Below are 21,666 nucleotides of genomic sequence, written 5' to 3' on the forward strand. Positions count from 1 at the left end.
AAGAATATGGCTGAGGAAAACGAGAACACGCAAAAACCCAAGGCAGAGCTTATAAAAAAAGCCTCCACTGAACACGAAGCCCCTGTTTCTGCAGAAGCAAAACCGGCTCAGGAACATGGCCGCAAGGTAATTGTGATCAAGAAAAAGCCGGTCCCTGCTGCCCAGGCTGCTCCTCCCAAAAAAGTCCAGCCCAAGGTAGTGGCTACCCATCCAGCAGAGATTCCGGTAAAGCTCCCTGCGGGAATTCCGGCGAAGCCCCCTTCAGAGCTGCAGGGGAAATCCCCGGCGGAAACATCGGCGAAGCCCCATGAGGGAAACGCCGCTGAAGAGGCGACTAAAAAAGCCGAAGTGCCTGCCCAGGCCGAGGCCGCCACGGCGGAACGCAAGACCGATTCGGAAATTCCTGCGGCGCCTTCTGCCGAGGCTCCGGCAAAGGCCCCTGCTGGAAAGCCGGCAAAAGAAGATGTCCCCTCATTCCCCATTACCCAGCGCCCGGTTGCTGCTGCAGGCAGGGTTGGGGGCAAATTTGTCGGCCCCAGGCCGAACAGGGATGAACCTCCTCGCCATACTTCAAATACCACATCATCGTCGCCTTCCCCGTTCCAGCAAAGGCCCCAAAGCTCTGCAGGAAGGGTCGGCGGAAGGCCTGTCGGGGGAGGCGGTTTTCCCCCCCATACTGATTCGCGTCCTGGCGGGAGCGGCCCAAGGCAATTCAACGGGCCTGGCAGTTCTGGCGGTCCGGGAAGACCCGGAGGACCGGGCGGCCCTGGAGGTCGGCCGGGCTTCGGTCCCAGGCCGGGCGGTCCGGGAAGACCCGGAGGACCGGGCGGCCCCGGAGGTCGGCCGGGTTTCGGCCCCAGGCCTGGCGGTCCGGGAAGACCCGGAGGTCGGCCGGGCGGTCCTTCATCCGCCCCTCCCTTGCCCGAGGGAAAAGGGCCGGCGAAAAAGACCTTTAAGGCCAAGAAGCCTGCCTATACCCGGAAGGAAAAAGAACATGAGATGGAGGAAAAGCTCCTCCAGACCAAGAAGAAGATTACCCAGATTGCCAACCCCATACCCAAATCCATAGAAATTATGGAAGTGGTTTCAGTTTCGGAACTGGCCCGCAAGATGAACCTCAAGGCTTCGGATCTTATTCACAAGCTGATGAGCCTGGGCCAGATGGTAACCATAAACCAGCAGATAGACGCCGAAACAGCCAGCATACTTGCGGCGGAATATGGCGCTGATGTTAAAATCGTTTCCCTGTACGATGAAACCCTCATCGAGTCGGCCTCTGACGAAGGTGCGGCCCTGAAACCGAGGCCGCCTGTGGTAACGGTCATGGGCCACGTTGACCACGGCAAGACCAAGCTGCTGGATGCCATACGCAGCGCCGACGTTGTCTCGGGGGAATTCGGCGGCATCACCCAGCATATAGGCGCTTACACCGTAGAGACCCCCAACGGGAAGATCACCTTCCTTGACACCCCGGGCCATGAAGCCTTTACCCGCATGAGGGCAAGAGGCGCCCAGGTAACGGACATTGTCGTCCTCGTGGTGGCGGCAGACGACGGCGTCATGCCCCAGACCATCGAAGCCATTAATCACGCAAAGGAAGCCGAAGTTCCCATCATTGTGGCGGTGAACAAAATCGACAAACCCGAGGCCAACCCCGACAGAGTAAAGAGCCAGCTTTCAGACCTTGGCCTCATGCCCGAAGACTGGGGCGGAACAACCATGTTCGTGGAAGTGTCGGCGCTTAAAAAAGAGGGCATCGACAAGCTCATTGATGCCATAATCCTTCAGGCGGAGATTCTGGATCTTAAGGCCAATTATGACCGCAGCGCGGAAGGCAAAGTGCTTGAATCCAGAATTGACCATGGCCGAGGCATTGTTGCCACTGTCATGATTGAAAGGGGCACTGTCCGCATAGGCGACTCCTTTGTCGCGGGCATCTGGCCCGGAAAGGTGCGGGCCCTCTTTACCGATAAAGGGGACAAGGTTGAAGAAGCTACACCCTCTATGCCCATAGAAGTCCTGGGCTTTGAAGGTATACCCAATGCAGGGGATCCCCTCCAGGTGGTGGATGACGAAAAAACTGCCCGGGGTATTTCGGCAAAACGCCAGGAACTCAAACGTTTTGAAGATGCCAAAAACATCAAAAAGATCACCCTGGACAACCTCTACGACACCATCAGCGACGGGGCTATTCAGGAGCTCAAGGTCATCATCAAGTCCGATGTGCAGGGGTCAGCAGAAGCCCTCAAGCAGAGCCTCGAAAAACTGTCCAACAAGGAAGTCCGGCTCCATGTTATCCAGGCTCTGCCCGGAGCAATCAACGAAGGCGATGTGGACTTGGCCATTGCTTCCAACGCTATCATCATAGGCTTCAATGTACGCCCTGTTCCCAAGGCTAAAATGCTTGCAGAGCAGGAAAAGGTTGATGTCAGGAAGTACAATATCATCTACAAGGCTGTTGAAGAAATTCAGCAGGCCATGGAAGGCATGCTCAAGCCTGACACCAAGGAAGAAGTCATCGCCACTGTGGAAGTGCGGGATACCTTCAAGACCCCCAAGTTCGGCACCATCGCAGGCTGTTATGTCCTTACCGGCACGGTCAAGCGCAGCGCATCCCTCAACGTCATACGGGAGGGCATTGTGATCCACACCGGCAAAATCGGTTCCCTCCGCCGCTTCAAGGACGATGTCCGCGAAGTTGCCTCCGGTTATGAATGCGGCATCGGCGTAAACGGCTTCGATGATGTGCAGACAGGGGATCAGTTTGAAATATTCGAGATGATTGAAGTCGCAAGGAAGCTGTCGAGTTGACAAACAGGACTGAACGCATAGGGCGCCTGATGCAGGAAAAGATCGGCGCCCTCATTGTAGAAGGCAGAATCAAAGACCCCAGGGTGAACCCCTTTTTATCTGTAACCAGGGTTTCTGTATCCAGGGACCTGGCTTGGGCGGAAGTGTACATTTCAACCTTTAAACCCGAGGCCAACCTTGCCAAAGGGGTTGAAGGCCTCCAGAGCGCGGCAGGCTTTATACAGTCCCAGCTCGCATCTTTGATGAAGCTCAGGCAGACCCCCAGGCTCCGCTTCCACGATGACCTGAGCATCAAAGAAGGTTTTGAAATCGTAAAAAAGATAGAGGATCTCAATCACGGACATGCCGAAGGCCAGTGACAGATCAGGCGTCCTGCTGCTCAATAAAAACCCCGGCCTTACCTCCTTTGAATCCCTTTTCGCAGTAAAACGCGCCTTTAACACCCGCAAAGTAGGCCACACCGGAACCCTTGATAAATTCGCGTCAGGTCTCCTCATAGTTTTAATCGGGAAAGCCCTCAAGATTGCCCCCTGGTTTTCTTTTTGCGATAAAGAATACGAGGCGGTAATCAGGTTTGGCGTAGAAACCGCAACCCTTGATCCCGAAGGGGAAGTTGTAGGGAAGGGGCCTCTCCCTTCGAGGGAGGCAGTGGAAAAGGCTCTCGAGAATTTCCGGGGAGAGATATTGCAGGCGCCGCCTTTGTATTCTGCCATCCATGTAGATGGCGTGAGGGCCCATGAAATTGCCCGCTCCGGCCGGCAGGTCGAAATGAAGAAACGCCCTGTGACAGTATACGAAATTGAGCTTAGTTCCTGGGACCCTCCATTAGCGGGTTTGAAGGTGCGATGCTCTGCAGGAACCTACATACGTTCATTGGCCAGGGACATTGCCCTGGCTGCGGGGAGCAGGGGGCATCTTGCTTCGCTTTGCCGCACAAGGATTGGGGGGTTCAAACTTCAGGACGCGGCGAACGCTGAAAACCTCAATTCAGCTTTAAAACCCTTGAGTCCTACCATTTTTAATGCCTTGAACATGGAGCTTTTCTTTGTGGACATCTCGGATGTGCAAAATATCATACATGGTAAAGTATTTTCTCAAGTGTTCGGGCTTTATAAAAAGTATCTGGACCTTCCCGCTGCCGGTGATGATCGCCAACCCCCTGAGGGCAGGCCATTCATACCAAATGTTTCCGCTGTATTTTATAACGACGAATCCTATAATGATGAACTTGCGGCAATAATCGAATGCAAAGACGGCAAGTGGAAATACAACCGTGTATTTGCGGCAGACAAGGGCTGCAACATTCCTGATTGACTTTTTTGAAAATTTCAGTAAACTGATAGATGAAATTTAGGAGTAATATAAATGGCTTTAAACAAAGAAGAAGTAACCTCTATCGTCGGAAAGTTCGGTAAGAATGAAAAAGACACCGGCACCTCAGAGGTCCAAATTGCCCTGCTCACCGAGCGTATCAATCAGCTCACCGAGCATTGCAAGCAGTTCAAAAAGGATAAGTCCAGCCAACGGGGCTTATTGATCCTGGTCGGTCAGCGCCGCCGGATGCTGAAATACATTCAGCGCACCAATTTGGAGAAATACCGCAGCTTGATCAAAGAACTGGGACTCCGCAAATAAATGATTCAAAAAGTAACATTCCAAATTGCTGGCCAGGAGTTGATCCTCGAAACCGGCAGAATCGCGAAACAGGCCAATGGGTCTGTATTCGCACAGTACGCAGGGTCTGCGGTTATTGCCACGGCCTGCTCCTCATCAGACGCAGTGGAGGGCCTCGACTATGTGCCCCTCACGGTGGATTACAACGAAAAGTATTACGCCGCAGGGAAGATCCCCGGCGGGTTTATCAAGCGCGAAAGCCGCCCCAAAGACAAGGAGATTCTGGTCTCCCGTCTCATCGACCGGCCCATGAGGCCCCTCTTTGACAAGGCTTTCGGTCGTGAGATTCAGGTAGTGCCTACCACGCTTTCAACGGATCAGGTGAACCCTCCGGACATACTTTCCATCATCGCCTCGTCGGCGGCTGTGCACATTTCGGACATTCCCTTTGGCGGGCCCATCGCGGGCGTGCGGGTCTGTTCGGTTGACGGGGAACTTGTGGTAAACCCCACATACGAGCAGATTGAAAAATCCACCCTCGAAATCATGGTTGCCGGTACTAAAGACGGTATCACCATGGTAGAAGGCGGTGCCAACGAGGTAAGCGAAGATCTCATGATCGCCGCCCTCGAAAAAGCCCACGCCATGATCATCGAGCTTTGCGATCTCCAGAATAAACTCAGGGAACTGGCGGGCAAGCCCAAGCTGCCCCTTACCACGGTTTCATTCACCTTGGACAACAAAGACGCCATACGTTCCGCGGCCTATCCACGGCTTGAAGCAGCCTGTTTCCTGCCTACCAAGGGCGAGCGCCATGACGGCATCAAGGCGGTCAAAACAGACATTGCCTCCCAATATGCCGCCCAGCTCGAAGACGAAAACCAGAAAAAGCTGTTCGACGCCCTTTTTGAGGATATGCAGTACGAAATCCTCCGTTCCACTATCCTGGACAAGGGAAAGCGTGTAGACGGAAGGGGTACCGAAGACATAAGGCCCATCAACTGTGAAGTGGGCATACTTGCCCGTACCCACGGTTCGGCTCTCTTTACCCGGGGCGAAACTCAGGCTCTGGCAGTTACCACTCTGGGCACTGTTTTTGACGAGCAGATCTTTGACGACATTGATGGGGACAAGCGGGAACATTTCATACTCCACTACAACTTCCCCCCCTATTCGGTGGGCGAAGTTGGACGCATGGGTACGGGCCGCAGGGAAATAGGCCACGGCAATCTTGCCCGCCGCTCCCTCGAAGCCATGATCCCCGGCAAGGACGTATTCCCTTACACTATCCGGGTGGTTTCGGAAATCATGGAATCCAATGGTTCATCCTCCATGGCCTCGGTCTGCGGCGGAACCCTCTCCATGCTCCACGCCGGCGTCCCCATGAAGAAGCCTGTGGCAGGCATTGCCATGGGCCTCATCACAGAGGGGAAGGGCGGACCCGGCGACCGTTTCGCGGTGCTCTCGGACATCCTTGGTGAAGAAGATCACCTGGGCGACATGGACTTCAAAGTCGCGGGAACCGAAGACGGCATCACCGGCTTCCAGATGGACATCAAGATCGCAGGGGTATCGCCTGAGATCATGAGGAAGGCCCTGGATCAGGCAAAGCGGGGAAGGCTCCATATCCTTTCGATAATGAACGCCACCCTTGCAAAGCCTGTGGAAGCTATCAGCGAATACGCGCCCAAGATCGTTACCCTGAGAATTGACATCGATAAGATCGGCGCCCTCATCGGGCCGGGTGGGAAGAATGTCAAAGCCCTCTGCGAGCAGTTCGGCGTAAGGATCAACACCGAGGACGACGGCACCGTCAGCATCTTCGGCAAGAACACCAAGGATGCGGAGGACGCAAAAGCCGCAGTGCTGGGCATAGTCCTGGATCCCGAAGTGGGAAGGATCTACAACGGTACCGTAAAGCGCATCATGGACTTCGGCGCCTTTGTCGAAATACTCCCGGGCAAGGAAGGGCTGGTGCATATTTCCAAACTTTCACGCCAGCGGGTAGCCCTGGTTACGGAGGTGGTTAAAGAAGGGGACTCGATTCCCGTCAAGCTTCTTGAGATTGACAGAATGGGCCGCCTCAACCTTTCGTACATCGATGCCATAGACCCCCAGGGCAGTTCCGAACAAACCGAGAGCAGGCCCCAGGGCGGAAGCCAGGGGCGATACAACGACAGGCCCAGGCGCTAATGCCTTTTGATGAGCTTCATAAAGGGGAAAGGCCGCTTGTAAAGATCCGCAAAAAAGATCCCAAGGTGTCGCTTCCCCGATATGAAACTCAAGGCGCCGCAGGCATGGATCTGCGGGCCTTTATCGAAAAAGAAATTTTCCTCTCCCCTCTGGGGAGGGCCAAGATCCCTACAGGCCTTTTTATGGAAATTCCCCCTGGCTTCGAAGCCCAGGTGAGGCCCCGCTCGGGTCTTGCCGCCAAAGCAGGCATAACGGTGCTTAATTCCCCGGGAACCATAGATTCCGACTACCGGGGTGAATTAGAAATAATTTTAATAAACCTTGGATCTGAAACCTTTACAGTCAAAAACAATGACCGCATAGCCCAGCTTATCATTGCCCCGGTTATACAGGCTGAAACAGAAGAAACCTTTTCCCTTTCCGAAACCTCGAGGGGGGAGGGGGGATTCGGTTCTACCGGAGTATAGGATGCCAACGAAACCCCCTACGGTAATAGGCCGGAATATTTCCTGGACTATATTCAGGTACATCGTTGCGGATGCGCTTTTTTCCTTTCTCGTAGCCTTCCTCTTTTTCTTTTTTATCTTTTTTGTGAATCAGCTGCTTCTGCTGGCCCAGGAGATTCTCACCAAAAAAGTGCCTTTTTTTCAGGTAGCATTGCTGGTGGTGTATTCCCTCCCTTCGATTATTGCAATGTCAGCCCCCTTTGCCTGCCTTGTGGGAACCCTTATGACCATAGGCCGCCTTTCTTCGGACAACGAAGTATTGGTGATGATGTCGTCGGGCCTTTCATACCGGAATATTTTTGTTCCGGCTCTGGCAGTGGGCATTGTCATATCCATGCTTTCTTTTTTTACCAACGATGTGCTTCTCCCCGCAGGGACCGTGCAGTTTTCGCGCCTTTACCGGCAGATATTGGTATCCACGCCGGCATTGGAACTGGAAGCCAATTCGGTTAAGCGTTTTCGTGATACCGTGATTGTAACAGGGCCTGTTACGGGGCGCGCCATAGACAATGTGCTGATCCTCGACCGTACCAGCGACGGCGAACGCCGCGTGATCATGGCAAAGAATGCTGAACTGAAAGACGCGGGCAAGGAAGGCTTGAGCCTCGACTTGAACGAAGCCTTTATTCAATCATCAAAAGAAATAATGCGGGATGATTACGATTACGCCTCGTCGGGGTTTCTCCGTTACTGGGTACCCCAGGAAGATTTGATACAAGCCGTATCTTCAATCGGCCCCAGGGAAATGAGCTCCGTCGATGTGCGGCGGGAGATTGGCGTCAAGAACGCGGACTTGCGGGAACGCCTTGATGATCGCTACGGCAAAGCCCTGATACAGGGTTTGAGCCTTGAAGACAGCCTCAGGAAAGGCCCTTCCAATGATGCATGGAACAGAAGGGAAAATTATTTTACCGCATATACAAGGGAATTTCAGGCTGCCAGGGCCATTGAAAACGACAGGAGCCTTCTCATTTACCGGCTTGAATATTACAAGAAATTCTCCATACCCTTCGGCGCCTTTTCTTTTGTGTTTCTTGCGGTGCCCTTGGGATTATTGGCAAAAAAAAGCGGCCAGACTGTTGGGTTCATTTTCGGCCTCATCATTGCGGTAATTTACTGGGCCCTGCTCCTGGGGGGCCAGACCATGGGTGTACGGCTCGGCTATTCGCCTTTCTGGTCCATGTGGCTGCCCAATATGCTTGCTGGGGGAATCGGGCTTTGCATGTGCATAGTGAGGCTCAGAAAATGATATTGGACCGGTATCTGATAAAGCAGTTCATTCCCATTTTCATTGTTGCGATTTCCATGTTTGTGCTTCTCCTTTCTTTGATAGATCTTTTTGCCAACCTTTGGCGTTATCTTAATTACGAAGTTCCTGCGAAGCAAATTCTTGCCGTGAGCCTTTACTACCTGCCCAAAAGTTTTTCCTATGCATTGCCGATTTCCCTGCTTTTTGCTTCCGCCTATACGCTTGGCGATCTTTACGGCAGGAATGAGTTAACCTCGATTTTTTCTTCGGGGATTCCTTTTTGGCGCTTTGCCATGTCTTTGCTGCTCATTGGTTTTATCGCTTCCTTCTTTTCGTTTTTTTTTGACGATCATGTTGTTATCCCGACACTGAAAATGAAAAACGATCTTTCCCGCACCCTTTTGCACCAGCAGCGTGCCGAGAATAATTCCGATATTGTTATCAAGGCAAGAAACGGCCTCCTTATTTATTCAGTGGATTATTATGACAGCACCGCAATAATCCTCAATGGCATTTCCATTATAGAACAGGACGAAGAAGGGCATCTTCTTTCTCTGGTTCGTTCTCCCAGGGCAGCATGGGCAGAGGATCATTGGGAGCTTGTCAGCCCCATTATTTACGAATGGCGCAATGATCTTCTGCGTTCCCGCCCTTTGGAAAAGGTGGATACATACCGTGAACTCCCCGACACCTTCCGCCGCAATATGGTGAAGGTTGAAGATCTGCATGCCACTGATGCGGGCCTCCTGGTCAAGGATCTGCAAAAGGCAGGCCTCCCCTTCACGGAAGCCTTGTCCGAATATTACCACCGCTTTTCATTCCCCACAGCCTCATTCGTAGTAATGATACTGTCCATTTCCATGGGGGGAAGGTTCAAAAAAAACATACTCCTTATGACTCTGCTGGCGAGCCTTTCTTCCGCAGTGGTGTTCTATGTAATGGAAATGATCAGCATGATGATGGCAAAGCTCGGCTATATACCCCCCATAGTAGGCGCATGGTTCCCGGTGATGATCTTCATTGGGGCAGGGCTGCTGCTGCTAAAAACCGCAAAGACATAAAGGAAACGCTTTTGGGAAGTATTTTTGCTATTGATCAGCAGGATTCCTCATGCAGTGCCCGTACCGGCACTTTGGATCTGCCCCATGGAAAAGTATCGACTCCGGTGTTTATGCCTGTCGGTACCAATGCTACAGTCAAGGCTCTGACGAGGGAAGACCTTAAGGAAATCGGGTTTGACATTGTGCTTTCCAATACCTACCATCTTTATCTGCGGCCCGGTACTGAAGTGATAAGCGCGGCCAACGGTCTTCACAATTTTATGGGCTGGGACAGGAATATACTCACCGATTCGGGAGGCTTCCAGGTTTTTTCCCTGGCGCCGTTCCGCAAAATAACTGAAGAAGGCGTCAAATTCCGTTCCCACATAGACGGATCTTATCACTTTTTAAGCCCTGAAAAAGTGGTGGAAGTTCAAGCCCTTTTCGGCAGCGATATACAGATGCAGCTCGATGTCTGCACCCCTTGGGGTGTAGAACGCAAAGAGGCGGTACGCGCCCTGGAGACCACTTCCCTCTGGATGAACAGGGCTAAACAAGCATGGGAAACTGAATTGGCCAAAGGTGAATACAAGGGCTTGTTTTTCCCCATAGTCCAGGGGAATTTTTTCAAGGAGCTCCGGGAAGAAAGCGCCAAGCGGGTTATAGACGCCGATTGCCCCGGTATTGCCATTGGAGGGCTTTCAGTGGGCGAGAGCGAGGAGCTGTTCCTCGAATTTTTGAATTATACCGCTGCTCTTTTGCCAAAAGAAAAGCCCCGCTATGTCATGGGCATAGGTACCCCGGAATACATTTTGGGAGCTATAGAAAACGGCATAGACATGTTTGACTGCGTGTTTCCTACCCGTACCGGCAGGAACGGCCATGTTTTTACCCATAAAGGGTGCTTTGCCCTAAAAAAAGCCGAAAACACCCTCAATTTTTCGCCGATAGATGAAGAGTGTGGTTGCAAAGTTTGCCGCAGCTATTCCAGGGCCTATCTGCGCCACCTTTTTAAGGCGCAGGAGATACTCTGCTCCATGCTGGCAAGCTATCACAACCTCTATTTCCTGAACGACCTTGTGCTAAAGGCCCGCAGGGCTATAGGAGAAAACCGTTTCCTGGAATTCAAAAAGGAATTCCTTGGGCGTTATGAACAGAGCGAGGAAAAGATTTGAAATTTTGGAAGTCCTTTGTTTTGCTGTTGATAGTCCTCATGTGCCCCCTGGCAATCTCGCAGGAGGCTGGTGAAGGCGCTGCCGCAGTGCCCCCGGAGCAAGCCCCGACAGACCAGGAGGCCGCCCTCCAAACTCCGGCAATTCCGGCGCCGCCAGCGGCAGACGAAAAACAGCTCAGCATACTCCGGTATGGCACAGAAACAGAAATCGCAAATCTTATCCAGGTTTTAAAGACAAACAAGGACAGTTCCCTCGATTCGGAGCTTATAACCCTCACAAAAAGCTCCAAAAACAAAACCATACTTACCGGGATTTTTGCTTTCTTTGGGGATATGGAAAAACCGGGCCTGGAAGAGCGGGCCATCAGGATTATTGATGAAAGGGATGATGAAGCCAATGAGACCGTTTTGGCCGCAGTCAATTACCTGGGGCATGTTAAATCCAACGAGGCTATTGAGCCTTTGGAGAACCTCATAAACTCGGGCGAGAGCCGTTTCCTTAATGCCGCCATCCGGGCCCTGGGCAGGGCAGGCAAGGGGGGGGAGGGCGCCGACGACACCGCCAAGTACCTTCTGGATTATTACAGCGAAAGAAATCCAAACAACGAAGATCAAAGGGAGATTATCGTTGCCCTTGGAGAAACCGGCTCAAAAGAGGTAGTAGCGTTTCTGTCAGATCTTATAAAAGATACTGAAGAGCGGGCGGTGCTTCGCATGGCCGCCCTGGAATCCCTTTCCAAGATAGGCGATCATGGGGGCTTGCCGGCGATAATCGAAGCAGTCTCATCCGCGGACCCGAATGTGCGTTCATCGGCAATAGCCGCCCTGGGGCCTTTTGAAGGGGAAGAAGCGGACAAGGCCATACTCGAGGGCTTCAGGGATTCCTACTACCGCACGAGGATTGGGGCTGCCCAGGCTGCGGGAAAACGCAAACTCGAAGCCGCTGTACCGTATCTTAAATTCCGCGCGGAAAATGATGATGTCCCCAATGCCAAGGACGAGGCCATACGGGCCCTGGGATCCATAGGCAACAGCGAGGCTATGGGTATACTGGATGCGCTTTTTGCGGAGCGGAAAAATTCGGATCGGGTGCGCATACTCGCAGGGGAAATGCTCCTTAAGAATGACGCTTTGAATTATACCGGCAAGGTAATTGTCGAGCTGGATGATTCGAAAAACCGCAAACAAACTGCCCTTTACAATGGTTTTTTGCGAATTCTCGGCCCCGGCCAGGCGCCGTCCCTTGAAGCCCTGGCGAAGCGCTTCCTTGCGTCAGGCACGGTAATAGAAAAATCCTATGCCCTGGACATGATACTGAACAACGAATTCAAAGACCTTGCGCCAGAGATGCGCATTCTTCTTGACGAAAAGAAAAACAATGCAAGCATTGCCCGAAAGGCCAGGGCGACTTTGGAAAAACTGGGCCTTGACGCAGACCCCCAGGCACAGGCGCAAACCCAGGAGCCCCCTGCAGGGCAAAGCCCCGAGGCGCTTTAAAAAAAAGCCCGGTATTCTTTGGGTGTAACGCCGACCAGTTTTTTAAAGGATTTGGCAAAATAATTGGGATCGTTAAAACCTGTTTTTTCCGCTATTTCCTGGATGCGCATGAATTTATTGCTTTTAAGAAAATCCTTGGCCTTGTTGATCCTCTGGCGGCAGACATAATCGGAAAATGTAGTGTCCATTTCATTCCTGAATAAATGACTTAAATAAAAAGCGCTGACAAAAATGGCATCCGCGACTCTCTGAAGAGTTAGATCATCCTTATAATGAGTTTCAATAAAATTTATGGCCCGGGTAAGATGATCGCTTAATTGTTTTTGGCCGTGTTTTTTAAAAACCCTGGTTATGAATTCTTCCATTGCCCTGCGGGTTAAAAAGCAGAGTTTTTCAAAATCCGTCGCCTCGTTGAAAATTTCAAAAGCCCCTTCGGTGATATGGTTTATTTCTGAAAGCGGGGCGCCTGTTTCCACTGCGGCCCTTGAGAAAAACGCAATAAGCTCAAAAAGCCTTACCCTGATGGTATCCATTTTGCCATCCGCAAAAAGGAATATTTCCCCCAGGAGGCTGTTCAAAATCTTTCGGGACTGATCCAGGCTTCCTGAACGCGCAAAGGTAAGAAGCTCTTTTTCTTTTTCAGAAGGATAGGCAGGATCTTTTTCCTTGTCCAATTCTGCGGCGGAAACGCTTTTGCTCTCTATAATGAGTTCTGCAATTTTTGCCTGCTGCTCTGTGATGACAGCCCTTTGATCCAGATAAGCTGAATGTTCGGAGGAAAGGTTGTTGACAATAATATAAAGAATCTGGGCAGCGCTTGTCATATTGATGCAATCCAATGAGATTATGGAGCTGAAAATCTTTTCAACATCCACTTCAAGTTCCATACGGCGGGTCTTTTCTTTAAATTCGGAAATTGCCACATCGTCGGCATCCCAGAGCAGAGCAGGGCCGCAGGCTATGCTTCCTATAAGCCTTTCCTTGAACATAATGGGAAGGAAGCACATAATGAGCCCACAACCGCAGGAGCATATATACGGCTCCCCAAGATCCTGAGACATAAGGCCGCCATAGGATATACTCTCCCTGCAATGGGAACAGTTTTTCGCGGCATTGCAAATGGAGTTTTCCCTGCGGTTTACCAGTATTTCAAAACCGCCGCCGTCAAAAAGCCCTACATCAAGCCCGGTAATTACAGAGAAATTCCTGAAGAGCTTTTTAAACTCTTCAAGATCGAGAATTTCCCGGAGATGCCAATAATCTTTTCGTTGCGCCACAATTTACCGCTTCGTGGACCGGCCTTTACCGCCCCGGGACATTAATGGAATGGAGCAGATTATTAAGAGCCTTAAGAGGATCTTCGTACCGCTCTATCCTGATATGGAGTTCATAGTTTTTGTCCGATATGACCCTGATAGTTTTGCCTATGCAGTTGGAAACCTGCTGGGAGCCAATATCCGGGAAATACTGTGCTTTTCTGGGAATAAAAGTGCATTGCCTTCCGTCAAAGTTTACATCCGCAATATGGGCCGGCATGGGCACCAGGAAGATGAGGAAGTCGGATTTTCCGCCCCCAACCGAGAACGTGTAACCGGACTTAAGCGCATGTATATTGCGTCTGCCAATGGCAGTATTCTGATCTTCCACAAAGAGGGAAAGCATGGGCGCGCCGTTTTCAAAGTCCAGGTTCTGATCAACAAGCTTGTCTTTAGGCATGGGCTTGCGCTTGGGCGGCGGATAGGCGAGAGGAGGACTGCCCGCGTTTTTCTGCTTTTCCGCATACTGCGACATCATTTCGCGGTTGTCCTCCGGAGGGGCAGCCGTCAAAATAGTCGGCGAAGATGCCTGAGCCATAACCCTGTTGGGCGAACTGTGGAGGTTCCTCGAAATAAGGAAGATGATGAGGGCAAGTATGAGGAGTGCGAGAATAATCAATCCAATGATGAGGGGAAGAGGCAGATCGCTGCCGCCCGAACTCCCCGCGGGCTGAGTCCGGGAAGTTTGAGCAGGAGTCGTCTGGCTAGGCTGCTGTTGCGGGGCTGTCTGGGCAGGAGTTGTCTGCTGTTGCGGGGTTGTTTGAGCAGGGGGCGTCTGGCCGGGCTGCTGGGTTGTTTGTGCGCCAGTATCCGTGGAATTCCCGACGGCAGAGCTTCCGGCGGATGGTTGGTCGGGCTGTTGAGCTGTTTCTTGCTGGGCGGGCTGCGAGGGAATTTGCTGGGCCGGAGTTTGCTGAGGCTGCTGTGGAGGCTGGGCTGCCGCTGCGCCTGAGGGCTGCTGCGCCTGAGTTGCTGGCTGGCTGGGCGTTTGCGCCGGACCAGTCTGCGCGGTTTGCGGTGTCGGAGAAGACTGTTGCTGTCCGGCCTGGGTTGATGGCGCATTTGAAGCGGAAGGCTGCTGCGCCGCAGGTTGGCTTGACTCCGGTGCTTGAGCAGACGGTTGCTGCTGTGCCGGGGTTTGAGTGACTGGCTGGGTTGCAGGCGCAGCAGGGGCACGAGGCGTCTGGGGAACAGCCGCCGGCCTTCCTGAAACAGGCGGCTTCCCTGCAATTGGCACTTTAATATATTGCAGATCCGAGTTTTGGTTTTTCAGCCGGGCCGATGAATCGTTAATTGCAGCCTGCGCTGCCGCAGATCCGCCATCGCCGTCAGTTACCAATACTACCTTACGGTGCCGGCTTCCGGGCAGGGAAGCGGCATATTTTTCAGCAAACGAAAGAGCCCCTGAAACATCAGAATTAGGATCCAGGGGATACATGAGCAGAAGACGGCCTATAATGGTTTCCACATCCCCCACGCCCTCGACTCTGCGGGAAATTTCTATCTTGGGGGTTCCGGAAAACGAGATAAGATGAAAGGTATCCCCAATGCGGAGGAATTCCTTAAGGAAAGGCCCGATAAGGTAATCGCTGGTTTCCTGGTATGAATCACTCATACTGGCGGAAGTATCCAGGAGCACCACAAGATCCATAGGGCCCGCAGTTTGACCTGCAGCGCAAAAAATGAGTCCTAAGGCAAGTATCAAGGCAAATACTGTTTTTTTCATGTATTGCTCCTGTTCTTTATTCTATTCTAATGCTAAAAGGCAGAGCTAATGGAAATTACCTGGTAAGAAATTTTCTCATTGTCCCGGACAATATCCATTTTATCACCCACACCCTTATCCCAAATAGCCGCGCCAAATGGCGAGAGATAAGAAATGATCCTCTTGTCAGGATCCGATTCCCATTGCCCGAATATCGTATAGACCTCTTCCTTTCCGGCAGTGTGGTTCTGAAGGACTACCTTGGTGCCGAAAGACACCCTTGCGGTATTTACCATGGAAGGCTCGAAAATCTGGGCCCGTTCGATATCTTCGCTGAGCTTTGCAACGCTTGCATTGAGCATGGCCTGTCTCCGCTTGGCCTCGTCGTGTTCGGCATTTTCCTTTAAGTCGCCGTGGAGCTTGGCCTCTTCCAGTTCCTTTGAGTTAGCCGGCAATTCTTCTTCGAGTATCTTCTGAAGCTCTCTTTGCTTCTCCTGATACATTGCCCGGGTAACAATGAAACCCAGGGGAACGACCTTCTTTTCGTCATCGCCGAAAAATTTAAAGTCGGGGTGCTTGCCCAGGATTCGGTTCCTAAGGCTCATCTTCTCTGCGGGATCAAGATCCTTGACATCGTTAATGAATGTATAGAACCGGATAATTGTATCGGGATCAGCCTCGTCAATATAATGATTGATAACACCCTCTTTAAAGAGGATCGTGTAAACCTGTTTGTTGATTTTGCGGTTCTCTGTAGTATCCCTGCGGTTTTCAATTTCCCTGTACGTAACATTAAGAATATGTATCAGGGTGATAAGCTGCTTTTCGAAGGAAATATTCGCCTTTTTGTACCAGTCCTCCTGGCTCGAATTTTTATAGAGCCAAACCACCGCTTCCCGGTATTCCCGGTAGTTGTCAAAACAGGCAAGGGTAAGAGAAGTAAGCTTGTCGCTGTACCCTTCCTTTTGCAGATTAACAATGATGGAATGAAGGGGATAATGGGGAAAGAGCTTGATGAAAATACCCGCCCAGCCGGGGATGAAAAGCTGTATCTGCCTGAGAAAATCTTCCTTCAGCTTCACATCCTTGAGATTGGTGTAGAGTTCGTTAGGATCGTCTATGCCTTCAAAGATCTCGGTAAAGCTCATTTTAAGCCCTGCGCCAAGGTGGGGGTATTGGCTTACCAGATCTTTTACCAGCAAATAGGACGCCACGACCTGTTCGTTCACCTGATTATAGGATTTAAGATAGCCCGTAAAATAAGCAAACATCTCGGTAAAGTATTCCGAATCAAGCTCCGGATCTTTCTGCTCTGTGAAGGCGCGTATGGTCTGGGCGCGGTCAAAGAAATTGCGCTCAGCCTTGAATTCGTTGTGGAGTTTTTCATCCATGCTGATGGGCCTGTCGCGTACCGTAAAAAGGTCGATGTTTTCGGGGCTGACGCCGAATGAAGAATTGGACTTGAATTCTTCCCTGGCTTTGGCGCTCCATGTAGTCCATTCACCCGGAGAAAGAACCGAAGGAACCAGTTCAGCCTTGATGCGCTTTATATCGCAGGAATTGCCAAAACTTTTTATTACCGTCATAAGAGCCCATGCGTAATCTTTTTTTACTTTGTCATGAAGCTCGTCATGAAGCTCGCCGTTGATCACTTCTTTTTTTGTTGTTGCCCTTAGCACCCAAATATGATCTTTTGAAAGGGTCTGGAGGGAATCTACAGCCATCTTCAAGGACATGGAATGCTTGCGCTTTTTGGCGAAATCAATGAGTATGTCGTCCCCTTTGACATTGGCTATGCGGCCCACGCCCCAGGTGCGGTGGTACACAAAGTTGCCCTTGTCGAAGGCGATGTGTTTCTCAAAGTCCGCCACTGCCTCTATCACGTTCCTCGGCCCCTGGGCAAGGCTGGAGACCCGTACATAGGCTTCAAGCTGGCTGTGGCCGGCGTATTTTTTCCTGAAACATTCGGTAATATCCTTGCGGGCCTGTTTATCGTCATTGTCGTACCCAAGAATGATTTTCAAAACCGTTATTGCCGTATTGATATCATCCCGCTTTACGCAGAAATCGTACACATCCCTCAGGAGAAGCACTGCCTTGTCATCGCTGATGTTTTTGGCTATGCGCTTCTGCACATGGAGAAAAAATTCCGTATCTTCCGGGCAATACTGCAGAAGCTTTTCCCAAATTTCTTTGATGTTGCTGAAAAGCGCCTTTACAATGTACCGGTGCAGGGCTTTTTTGTAATAGTCAACCGCATTCTCGATATCCCCAAGCTTTTCGTAATGCTCGGCCAGGGCCTTGGCAAGATCGGCTTCTTCATAATCCACCTTCACCAGGCGCACCCATGTACTGTAAATGGCTTCTTCGTTATTCTCGTTTTTATAGCAGTCCGCCAGGGTACGGAGGGCGAATTTGGATTCGCCTATTTCGAGTATCCCTTCGCAGAGGTATTTTACAATGTTCCACTTGTGGTTGTCCACAAAAATGGTTACCAGGTTTATCATGGCCGAATCGTCGATGATCTGGCGCGACAAGGATACCATTCCCGCAAAGTAGAGAGCGATAATGCTATTCTTGGTATGCACCAGATGATCTTCGCAGAGATTTTTTAAATCGTCAAAAATCGCCGCTTCCCTGGTTTCATTCAGAATAGAATCGAGTTCCTTGAACTGGGTGGTAGAGTAATTGCTGAGGGTAGCACGGGTAAACTTCTCTTCGGTCAGCATTTCCTGCACATTCTTAAGGAGGGGGTGTAAGCTTTTCGCTTCTGTTTCTACTGCTTCAACTTCAGACATCTCGTATGCTCCTAATTTCGGTACTGTTCATAAATGGCCGGATCGATAAACTTTATCTTCAGCATGGTCTCTTCAACCGCTTCCGAATTATCCCGAACATTCTCATAATGGTCGATAAGCCTGAAATACCGGTTTATGAGCCGGGGTTTCAGGATGCCTGCATCGGAACTGCCCCGGAGATCATTCTCCAGGGTCAGGATGGACTGTTTAAGCCCTCCAAGCTCCACGGGTTTAAGTTCCCGTTTAATGGAAAAAACGCCCCACAGGCAGCCATAAACCGGTATCCATTCAGCCAGTTCCTGGCCGCCATAGCCAAGCTCCGCTGTTTTCTCCTTAAGCCTTAGTATCATCTCCGATTCCATGGACTGGAGATCTATGCCCTGGGGGTTCAGAAAGAAGGCTTCCCTGAAAAGCACCTTGGCTGCCCTGGAATCCCCCAGCAGGGCTTTCGTGTCAGCCATCTCTGCGAGGGCGCCTGAGTCTTCCCGCTTTGCGCGGGCTGCCAGCTCCAGGTACTTCACCGCCTCCTCGTAATTCCCAACCCCCTTGTAGCAGCGCCCAACCTGAAGCATGACTTCAGGGTCCTGCTGACTCTCGCCCAAAGCCTCTCCAAATGAAGAGAGGGCCAGGGAAAAAACATAATGCCGCACAGCGAACTGGCAGGAATCGAAAGAGCTTCCGGCGGCTTCGCTTATGCGTTCCTGAAACACCTGAAAGATCTTCCACTGGGCCAAAATGTACCCGCCTTTTTCATAGGGGCTGCGAAAATCTTCAAGCCTCTTGAGCTTGTCAAGCCACCAAGTCAAACACTTAAGGGCGAAGAGGACTTCCTGATGCTCATAGTCCTCCTTCAAGGCTTCCTGAAGGAACCGGAGGGCTGTGTCCGCCCCTGCGTCTTTCAGGCTGTTGTAGGCTTTTTGAAGGAGCCCTTCGATAGTTGTTTCCCCGCTCATACTTGATAATAATATACCACTCTTATTATATCATTTTGGCTGTTTTTGGCAAGACCTTTACAAGAAGCCTGCCGGGGATTATCATAAAAACATGAAGGTACCCGTCATAGCCCCTTCGGTTTTGGCCGCAAATTTTTCCCGCCTGGCAGAAGCAGAGGCTGCAATTGATGCTTCGGGCGCAGAATGGACCCATCTGGATGTGATGGACGGGCATTTTGTGCCCAATTTGACCTTTGGCCCAAAAATGGTATCCGACCTGCGGCCTTTGAGCAGCTCGGTATTCGATGTCCATCTCATGGTGGACAATCCCGGTGATTTCATAGCCCTCTTTGCCAATGCGGGGGCCGATTACATCACTTTTCATATTGAAGCAGCGGTTCATGCCCACAGGCTGATCGGCGCCATACGGGATCTGGGGAAAAAGCCCGGCATCAGCATAGTGCCTTCCACCCCGGTTTCCTTTATCGAAGAGCTGCTTCCGGATCTGGATCTTGTACTGGTCATGACAGTGAACCCCGGTTTCGGCGGCCAGGCCCTTATCCCAGGCTGCCTTGAAAAAGCGAAAAGCCTTGCCCGCATAAGGGACGAGAGGGGGCTTTCGTTCCTCATCTCCGTGGACGGAGGGATAAACGCGAAAACCGCGGAAAAAGCCAGGGAGGCGGGGGTTGATGTCATGGTGGCCGGGGAGGCATTCTTCAAAGCCCAGGACAAAAAGGCTCTAGTCGCCCTTCTCAAGGGCTGTACCCCATGAGCCGATATAAGGAACAACGGATGGTAATACATAAAACCCCTATTCTAGCCTTCATTCTTGCCGCTTCCCTGGCTTTGTGCGCCTTTTCCCAGGCCCAGGATGCAAACTCCCTGATTGAACGGCTTCAGGGGGGCATAGATCTTTACAGCCAGGGCAGATGGCGCGAAGCTGTCGGGGAACTGCGCAGAGTCCAGGCAAACGCGTCCACCAGGACCCAGAAAGCCGAAGCCCTCTATTGGATAAGCCTCTCGGAGCTTTCGGCTGGGGAATATGAGGCTGCCTTGCGGGATATGGAAGCCATGGAAGCTTTGGATCAGGCAAACCGCCGCATAAGCGAACTTGCCTACCATAAGGGAAGGGTCTACTACTACCTTGGCCGCTATGACGAAGCAATCGTGCTCCTCAAAAACTACAGCGATGGGATCCCTTCAAAGCCTGACGGCAGCTATGCCCCGCAGAATGCCTCCAAAAGAGCTTCGGCCCTTTATTGGGTTGGGGAGTGCCTCTATTCCCTGGGCCTTCTGGACAAGGCCAACGAAGTCTTCCTTCTTATTACGGAAGAATTTCCCCGGAGCCCCAAATATGAGGCTTCTTCTTACCGCATTGCCCTGATCAACCAAAAAAGAGTGGAGGCCGAGCTTCTTGGCCTCCTCAAGTGGAGCCACGAAGAATCCCTTAAAACTATGGAAGAGTACCAGCGCCGCGAGCATGCCTATGATCAGGCTCTTATAGCCTACCAGAAACGCATTGCCGACATGCTCAAGGACACGCGGCTTTCGGATTTGGAAAACGAAAACGCCCAGTTCAGAAAGGAACTGGCATTTGCCCAGGAGCGCATTTCGGGCCTGGAACGGGATCTCCAGTTGGCCCTTGCGGGGTTCGACCCGGACGCTTCCCGTGATAAAAAGGCCCGCCTTGAAGCCATGAGAGATCAAGCCTCGAGCCTGATAAACGAAATTTCTTCAGCCGGGAGGTCAGGCAGATGATCAGATGCAGGGTTATGGCCGCGTTGTTTTTATTCGCATTTTTTCTTCCCCGCCTCGGGGCTGTCGAATACACCGACGGCTCTGTCAAGCTGGTACTCTGGGAAGACAACGGCCGTTTTTCCCTTTATGCAAAAAATGCGCATTCCCAGTACGTTCCGTTTTTTACGGATCAGGATCCCAGGACCAGTTTCCTTGCGGTGATGGTCAATGACCATTCCTACAAACTGGGAGATACTTCAAGCTTTAAAATAAGGCTGGGGGGGGATTCCCGTAAACCATCACTGGTTTTTGAATCTTCCTTTCTTTTGGTAACCGAGGAATTTTCTTTTATTCAAACCTCGGATGCCGGAGAGGCAAACGGCGTCTCCATAACCATCACCATAGAAAACAAGGTCAACCAGCAGTCCATGGTGGGGCTGCGCTATCTTTTGGATACATCTTTGGGCGAGTACCGTTCGGGGCCGCCCTTTGCTATTAATGCCAAAGCCATAAATTCTGAAACCCTTATTGAAAAAGGGGCAAGCACAGGCTATTGGGTCTCGGAGAACGACACCCTTTCCCTTACAGGCAGCCTGTCCGGCGACAGCATCCACTTTGCCAATTGGAAGCGCCTCAACGATGTGCCCTGGAAAACCCCCTATGCCCAGGGCCGGAATTTCAATTCCCCTCCATACTCAGTGGGGGATTCCGCAGTCTGCTACTACTTTGAGCCCAAGGCCATAAGCCGGGGCGAAACCCGCACGGTTTCTTTCACCCTTGCCGCAGGAAGATCCGGGGGCTTCCCGGTTCAAACAGCCGAAGTCCCGCCTCCGGCCCCTGAAACCTCTGAAACCCCCGAAACCCCTGCGGCAGTTCCTACAGCAATCCCCGAGCCGGTGGTTATTGTGCCTGCCCCTGTGCTAAGCCCCGAAGATCAGAAGGATAGGGATCTGGCCTTGATACGGCAGCTCATAGGGCGGATAGATGGGTACATGATTTCGGGGGCTGCCACCGAGGAAGAGCTTTCCGCCATGGAGTACACCCTTGGCCAGCTCATGGCAAAGTACGGGATGGAGCCCCATACCCGGCCTTAA

The 21,666-nt window shown here is 51.6% G+C and carries 17 protein-coding genes; 13 read left to right on the forward strand and 4 right to left on the reverse strand.

Features of this window, described 5'->3' with window-relative positions:
- Window positions 1–6: 6 nt before the first annotated feature.
- From infB to TREAZ_RS08465, 10 genes are read left to right on the forward strand one after another with little or no spacing between them, the layout of a single operon-like run.
- On the forward strand, window positions 7–2,811 hold the full coding sequence (gene infB, locus TREAZ_RS08420; RefSeq protein WP_015711407.1) for a translation initiation factor IF-2: 2,805 nt from the start codon (window positions 7–9) through the stop codon (window positions 2,809–2,811).
- Window positions 2,808–3,170, forward strand: coding sequence for a 30S ribosome-binding factor RbfA (gene rbfA / locus TREAZ_RS08425; protein WP_015711408.1), 363 nt, complete (start codon window positions 2,808–2,810; stop codon window positions 3,168–3,170). The genes infB and rbfA overlap by 4 nt, the downstream gene beginning before the upstream one ends.
- Window positions 3,154–4,125 carry a tRNA pseudouridine(55) synthase TruB gene (truB, locus tag TREAZ_RS08430; protein WP_015711409.1) on the forward strand — a complete coding sequence of 324 codons (972 nt, stop codon included), beginning with the start codon at window positions 3,154–3,156 and terminating at the stop codon, window positions 4,123–4,125. Before rbfA ends, truB begins: the two co-directional genes overlap by 17 nt.
- A 51-nt stretch (window positions 4,126–4,176) precedes the next feature.
- Complete coding sequence (rpsO, locus tag TREAZ_RS08435) at window positions 4,177–4,446, forward strand: 30S ribosomal protein S15 (protein ID WP_015711410.1); 270 nt, start codon at window positions 4,177–4,179, stop codon at window positions 4,444–4,446.
- Window positions 4,447–6,618, forward strand: a complete 2,172-nt coding sequence (pnp, locus tag TREAZ_RS08440; RefSeq protein ID WP_015711411.1) for a polyribonucleotide nucleotidyltransferase — start codon at window positions 4,447–4,449, stop codon at window positions 6,616–6,618.
- Window positions 6,618–7,085: a dUTP diphosphatase gene (gene dut / locus TREAZ_RS08445; protein ID WP_015711412.1), complete on the forward strand. Its 468-nt coding sequence runs from the start codon at window positions 6,618–6,620 to the stop codon at window positions 7,083–7,085. Before pnp ends, dut begins: the two co-directional genes overlap by 1 nt.
- Before the next feature lies 1 nt (window position 7,086).
- Entirely contained in the window at window positions 7,087–8,373 is a 1,287-nt protein-coding gene (locus TREAZ_RS08450) for an LptF/LptG family permease (RefSeq protein ID WP_015711413.1), read from the forward strand.
- Entirely contained in the window at window positions 8,370–9,434 is a 1,065-nt protein-coding gene (locus tag TREAZ_RS08455; protein WP_015711414.1) for an LptF/LptG family permease, read from the forward strand. The genes TREAZ_RS08450 and TREAZ_RS08455 overlap by 4 nt, the downstream gene beginning before the upstream one ends.
- 11 nt (window positions 9,435–9,445) lie before the next feature.
- On the forward strand, window positions 9,446–10,588 hold the full coding sequence (gene tgt, locus TREAZ_RS08460) for a tRNA guanosine(34) transglycosylase Tgt (RefSeq protein WP_015711415.1): 1,143 nt from the start codon (window positions 9,446–9,448) through the stop codon (window positions 10,586–10,588).
- Window positions 10,585–12,084, forward strand: a complete 1,500-nt coding sequence (locus TREAZ_RS08465; protein WP_015711416.1) for a HEAT repeat domain-containing protein — start codon at window positions 10,585–10,587, stop codon at window positions 12,082–12,084. Before tgt ends, TREAZ_RS08465 begins: the two co-directional genes overlap by 4 nt.
- On the opposite strand, the gene TREAZ_RS08470 is transcribed toward TREAZ_RS08465, so the two are convergent.
- Genes TREAZ_RS08470 through TREAZ_RS08485 form a run of 4 tightly spaced genes read right to left on the reverse strand, consistent with a single transcriptional unit; the run spans window position 12,081 to window position 18,856 of the window.
- The gene (locus TREAZ_RS08470) at window positions 12,081–13,361 is read right to left on the reverse strand and encodes a PocR ligand-binding domain-containing protein (protein ID WP_015711417.1); all 1,281 of its coding nucleotides are present in this window, start codon (window positions 13,359–13,361) and stop codon (window positions 12,081–12,083) included. The two genes, TREAZ_RS08465 and TREAZ_RS08470, sit on opposite strands and share 4 nt — an antisense overlap.
- Before the next feature lie 25 nt (window positions 13,362–13,386).
- Window positions 13,387–15,126 carry a vWA domain-containing protein gene (locus TREAZ_RS08475; RefSeq protein ID WP_015711418.1) on the reverse strand — a complete coding sequence of 580 codons (1,740 nt, stop codon included), beginning with the start codon at window positions 15,124–15,126 and terminating at the stop codon, window positions 13,387–13,389.
- Window positions 15,127–15,158: 32 nt separating this feature from the next.
- The gene (greA, locus tag TREAZ_RS08480) at window positions 15,159–17,903 is read right to left on the reverse strand and encodes a transcription elongation factor GreA (RefSeq protein ID WP_015711419.1); all 2,745 of its coding nucleotides are present in this window, start codon (window positions 17,901–17,903) and stop codon (window positions 15,159–15,161) included.
- An 11-nt stretch (window positions 17,904–17,914) separates the two neighbouring features.
- Window positions 17,915–18,856: a tetratricopeptide repeat protein gene (locus TREAZ_RS08485; RefSeq protein ID WP_015711420.1), complete on the reverse strand. Its 942-nt coding sequence runs from the start codon at window positions 18,854–18,856 to the stop codon at window positions 17,915–17,917.
- A 91-nt stretch (window positions 18,857–18,947) separates the two neighbouring features.
- Between TREAZ_RS08485 and rpe the strand changes: the two genes are divergently transcribed.
- Genes rpe through TREAZ_RS08500 form a run of 3 tightly spaced genes read left to right on the forward strand, consistent with a single transcriptional unit; the run spans window position 18,948 to window position 21,666 of the window.
- Window positions 18,948–19,607, forward strand: a complete 660-nt coding sequence (gene rpe, locus TREAZ_RS08490) for a ribulose-phosphate 3-epimerase (RefSeq protein WP_015711421.1) — start codon at window positions 18,948–18,950, stop codon at window positions 19,605–19,607.
- A 20-nt stretch (window positions 19,608–19,627) separates the two neighbouring features.
- Window positions 19,628–20,593 carry a tetratricopeptide repeat protein gene (locus TREAZ_RS08495; RefSeq protein WP_015711422.1) on the forward strand — a complete coding sequence of 322 codons (966 nt, stop codon included), beginning with the start codon at window positions 19,628–19,630 and terminating at the stop codon, window positions 20,591–20,593.
- Window positions 20,590–21,666, forward strand: coding sequence for a hypothetical protein (locus TREAZ_RS08500; protein WP_043923004.1), 1,077 nt, complete (start codon window positions 20,590–20,592; stop codon window positions 21,664–21,666). Before TREAZ_RS08495 ends, TREAZ_RS08500 begins: the two co-directional genes overlap by 4 nt.

It is taken from the genome of Leadbettera azotonutricia ZAS-9, assembly GCF_000214355.1.
GTDB classification, from domain to species: domain Bacteria; phylum Spirochaetota; class Spirochaetia; order Treponematales; family Breznakiellaceae; genus Leadbettera; species Leadbettera azotonutricia.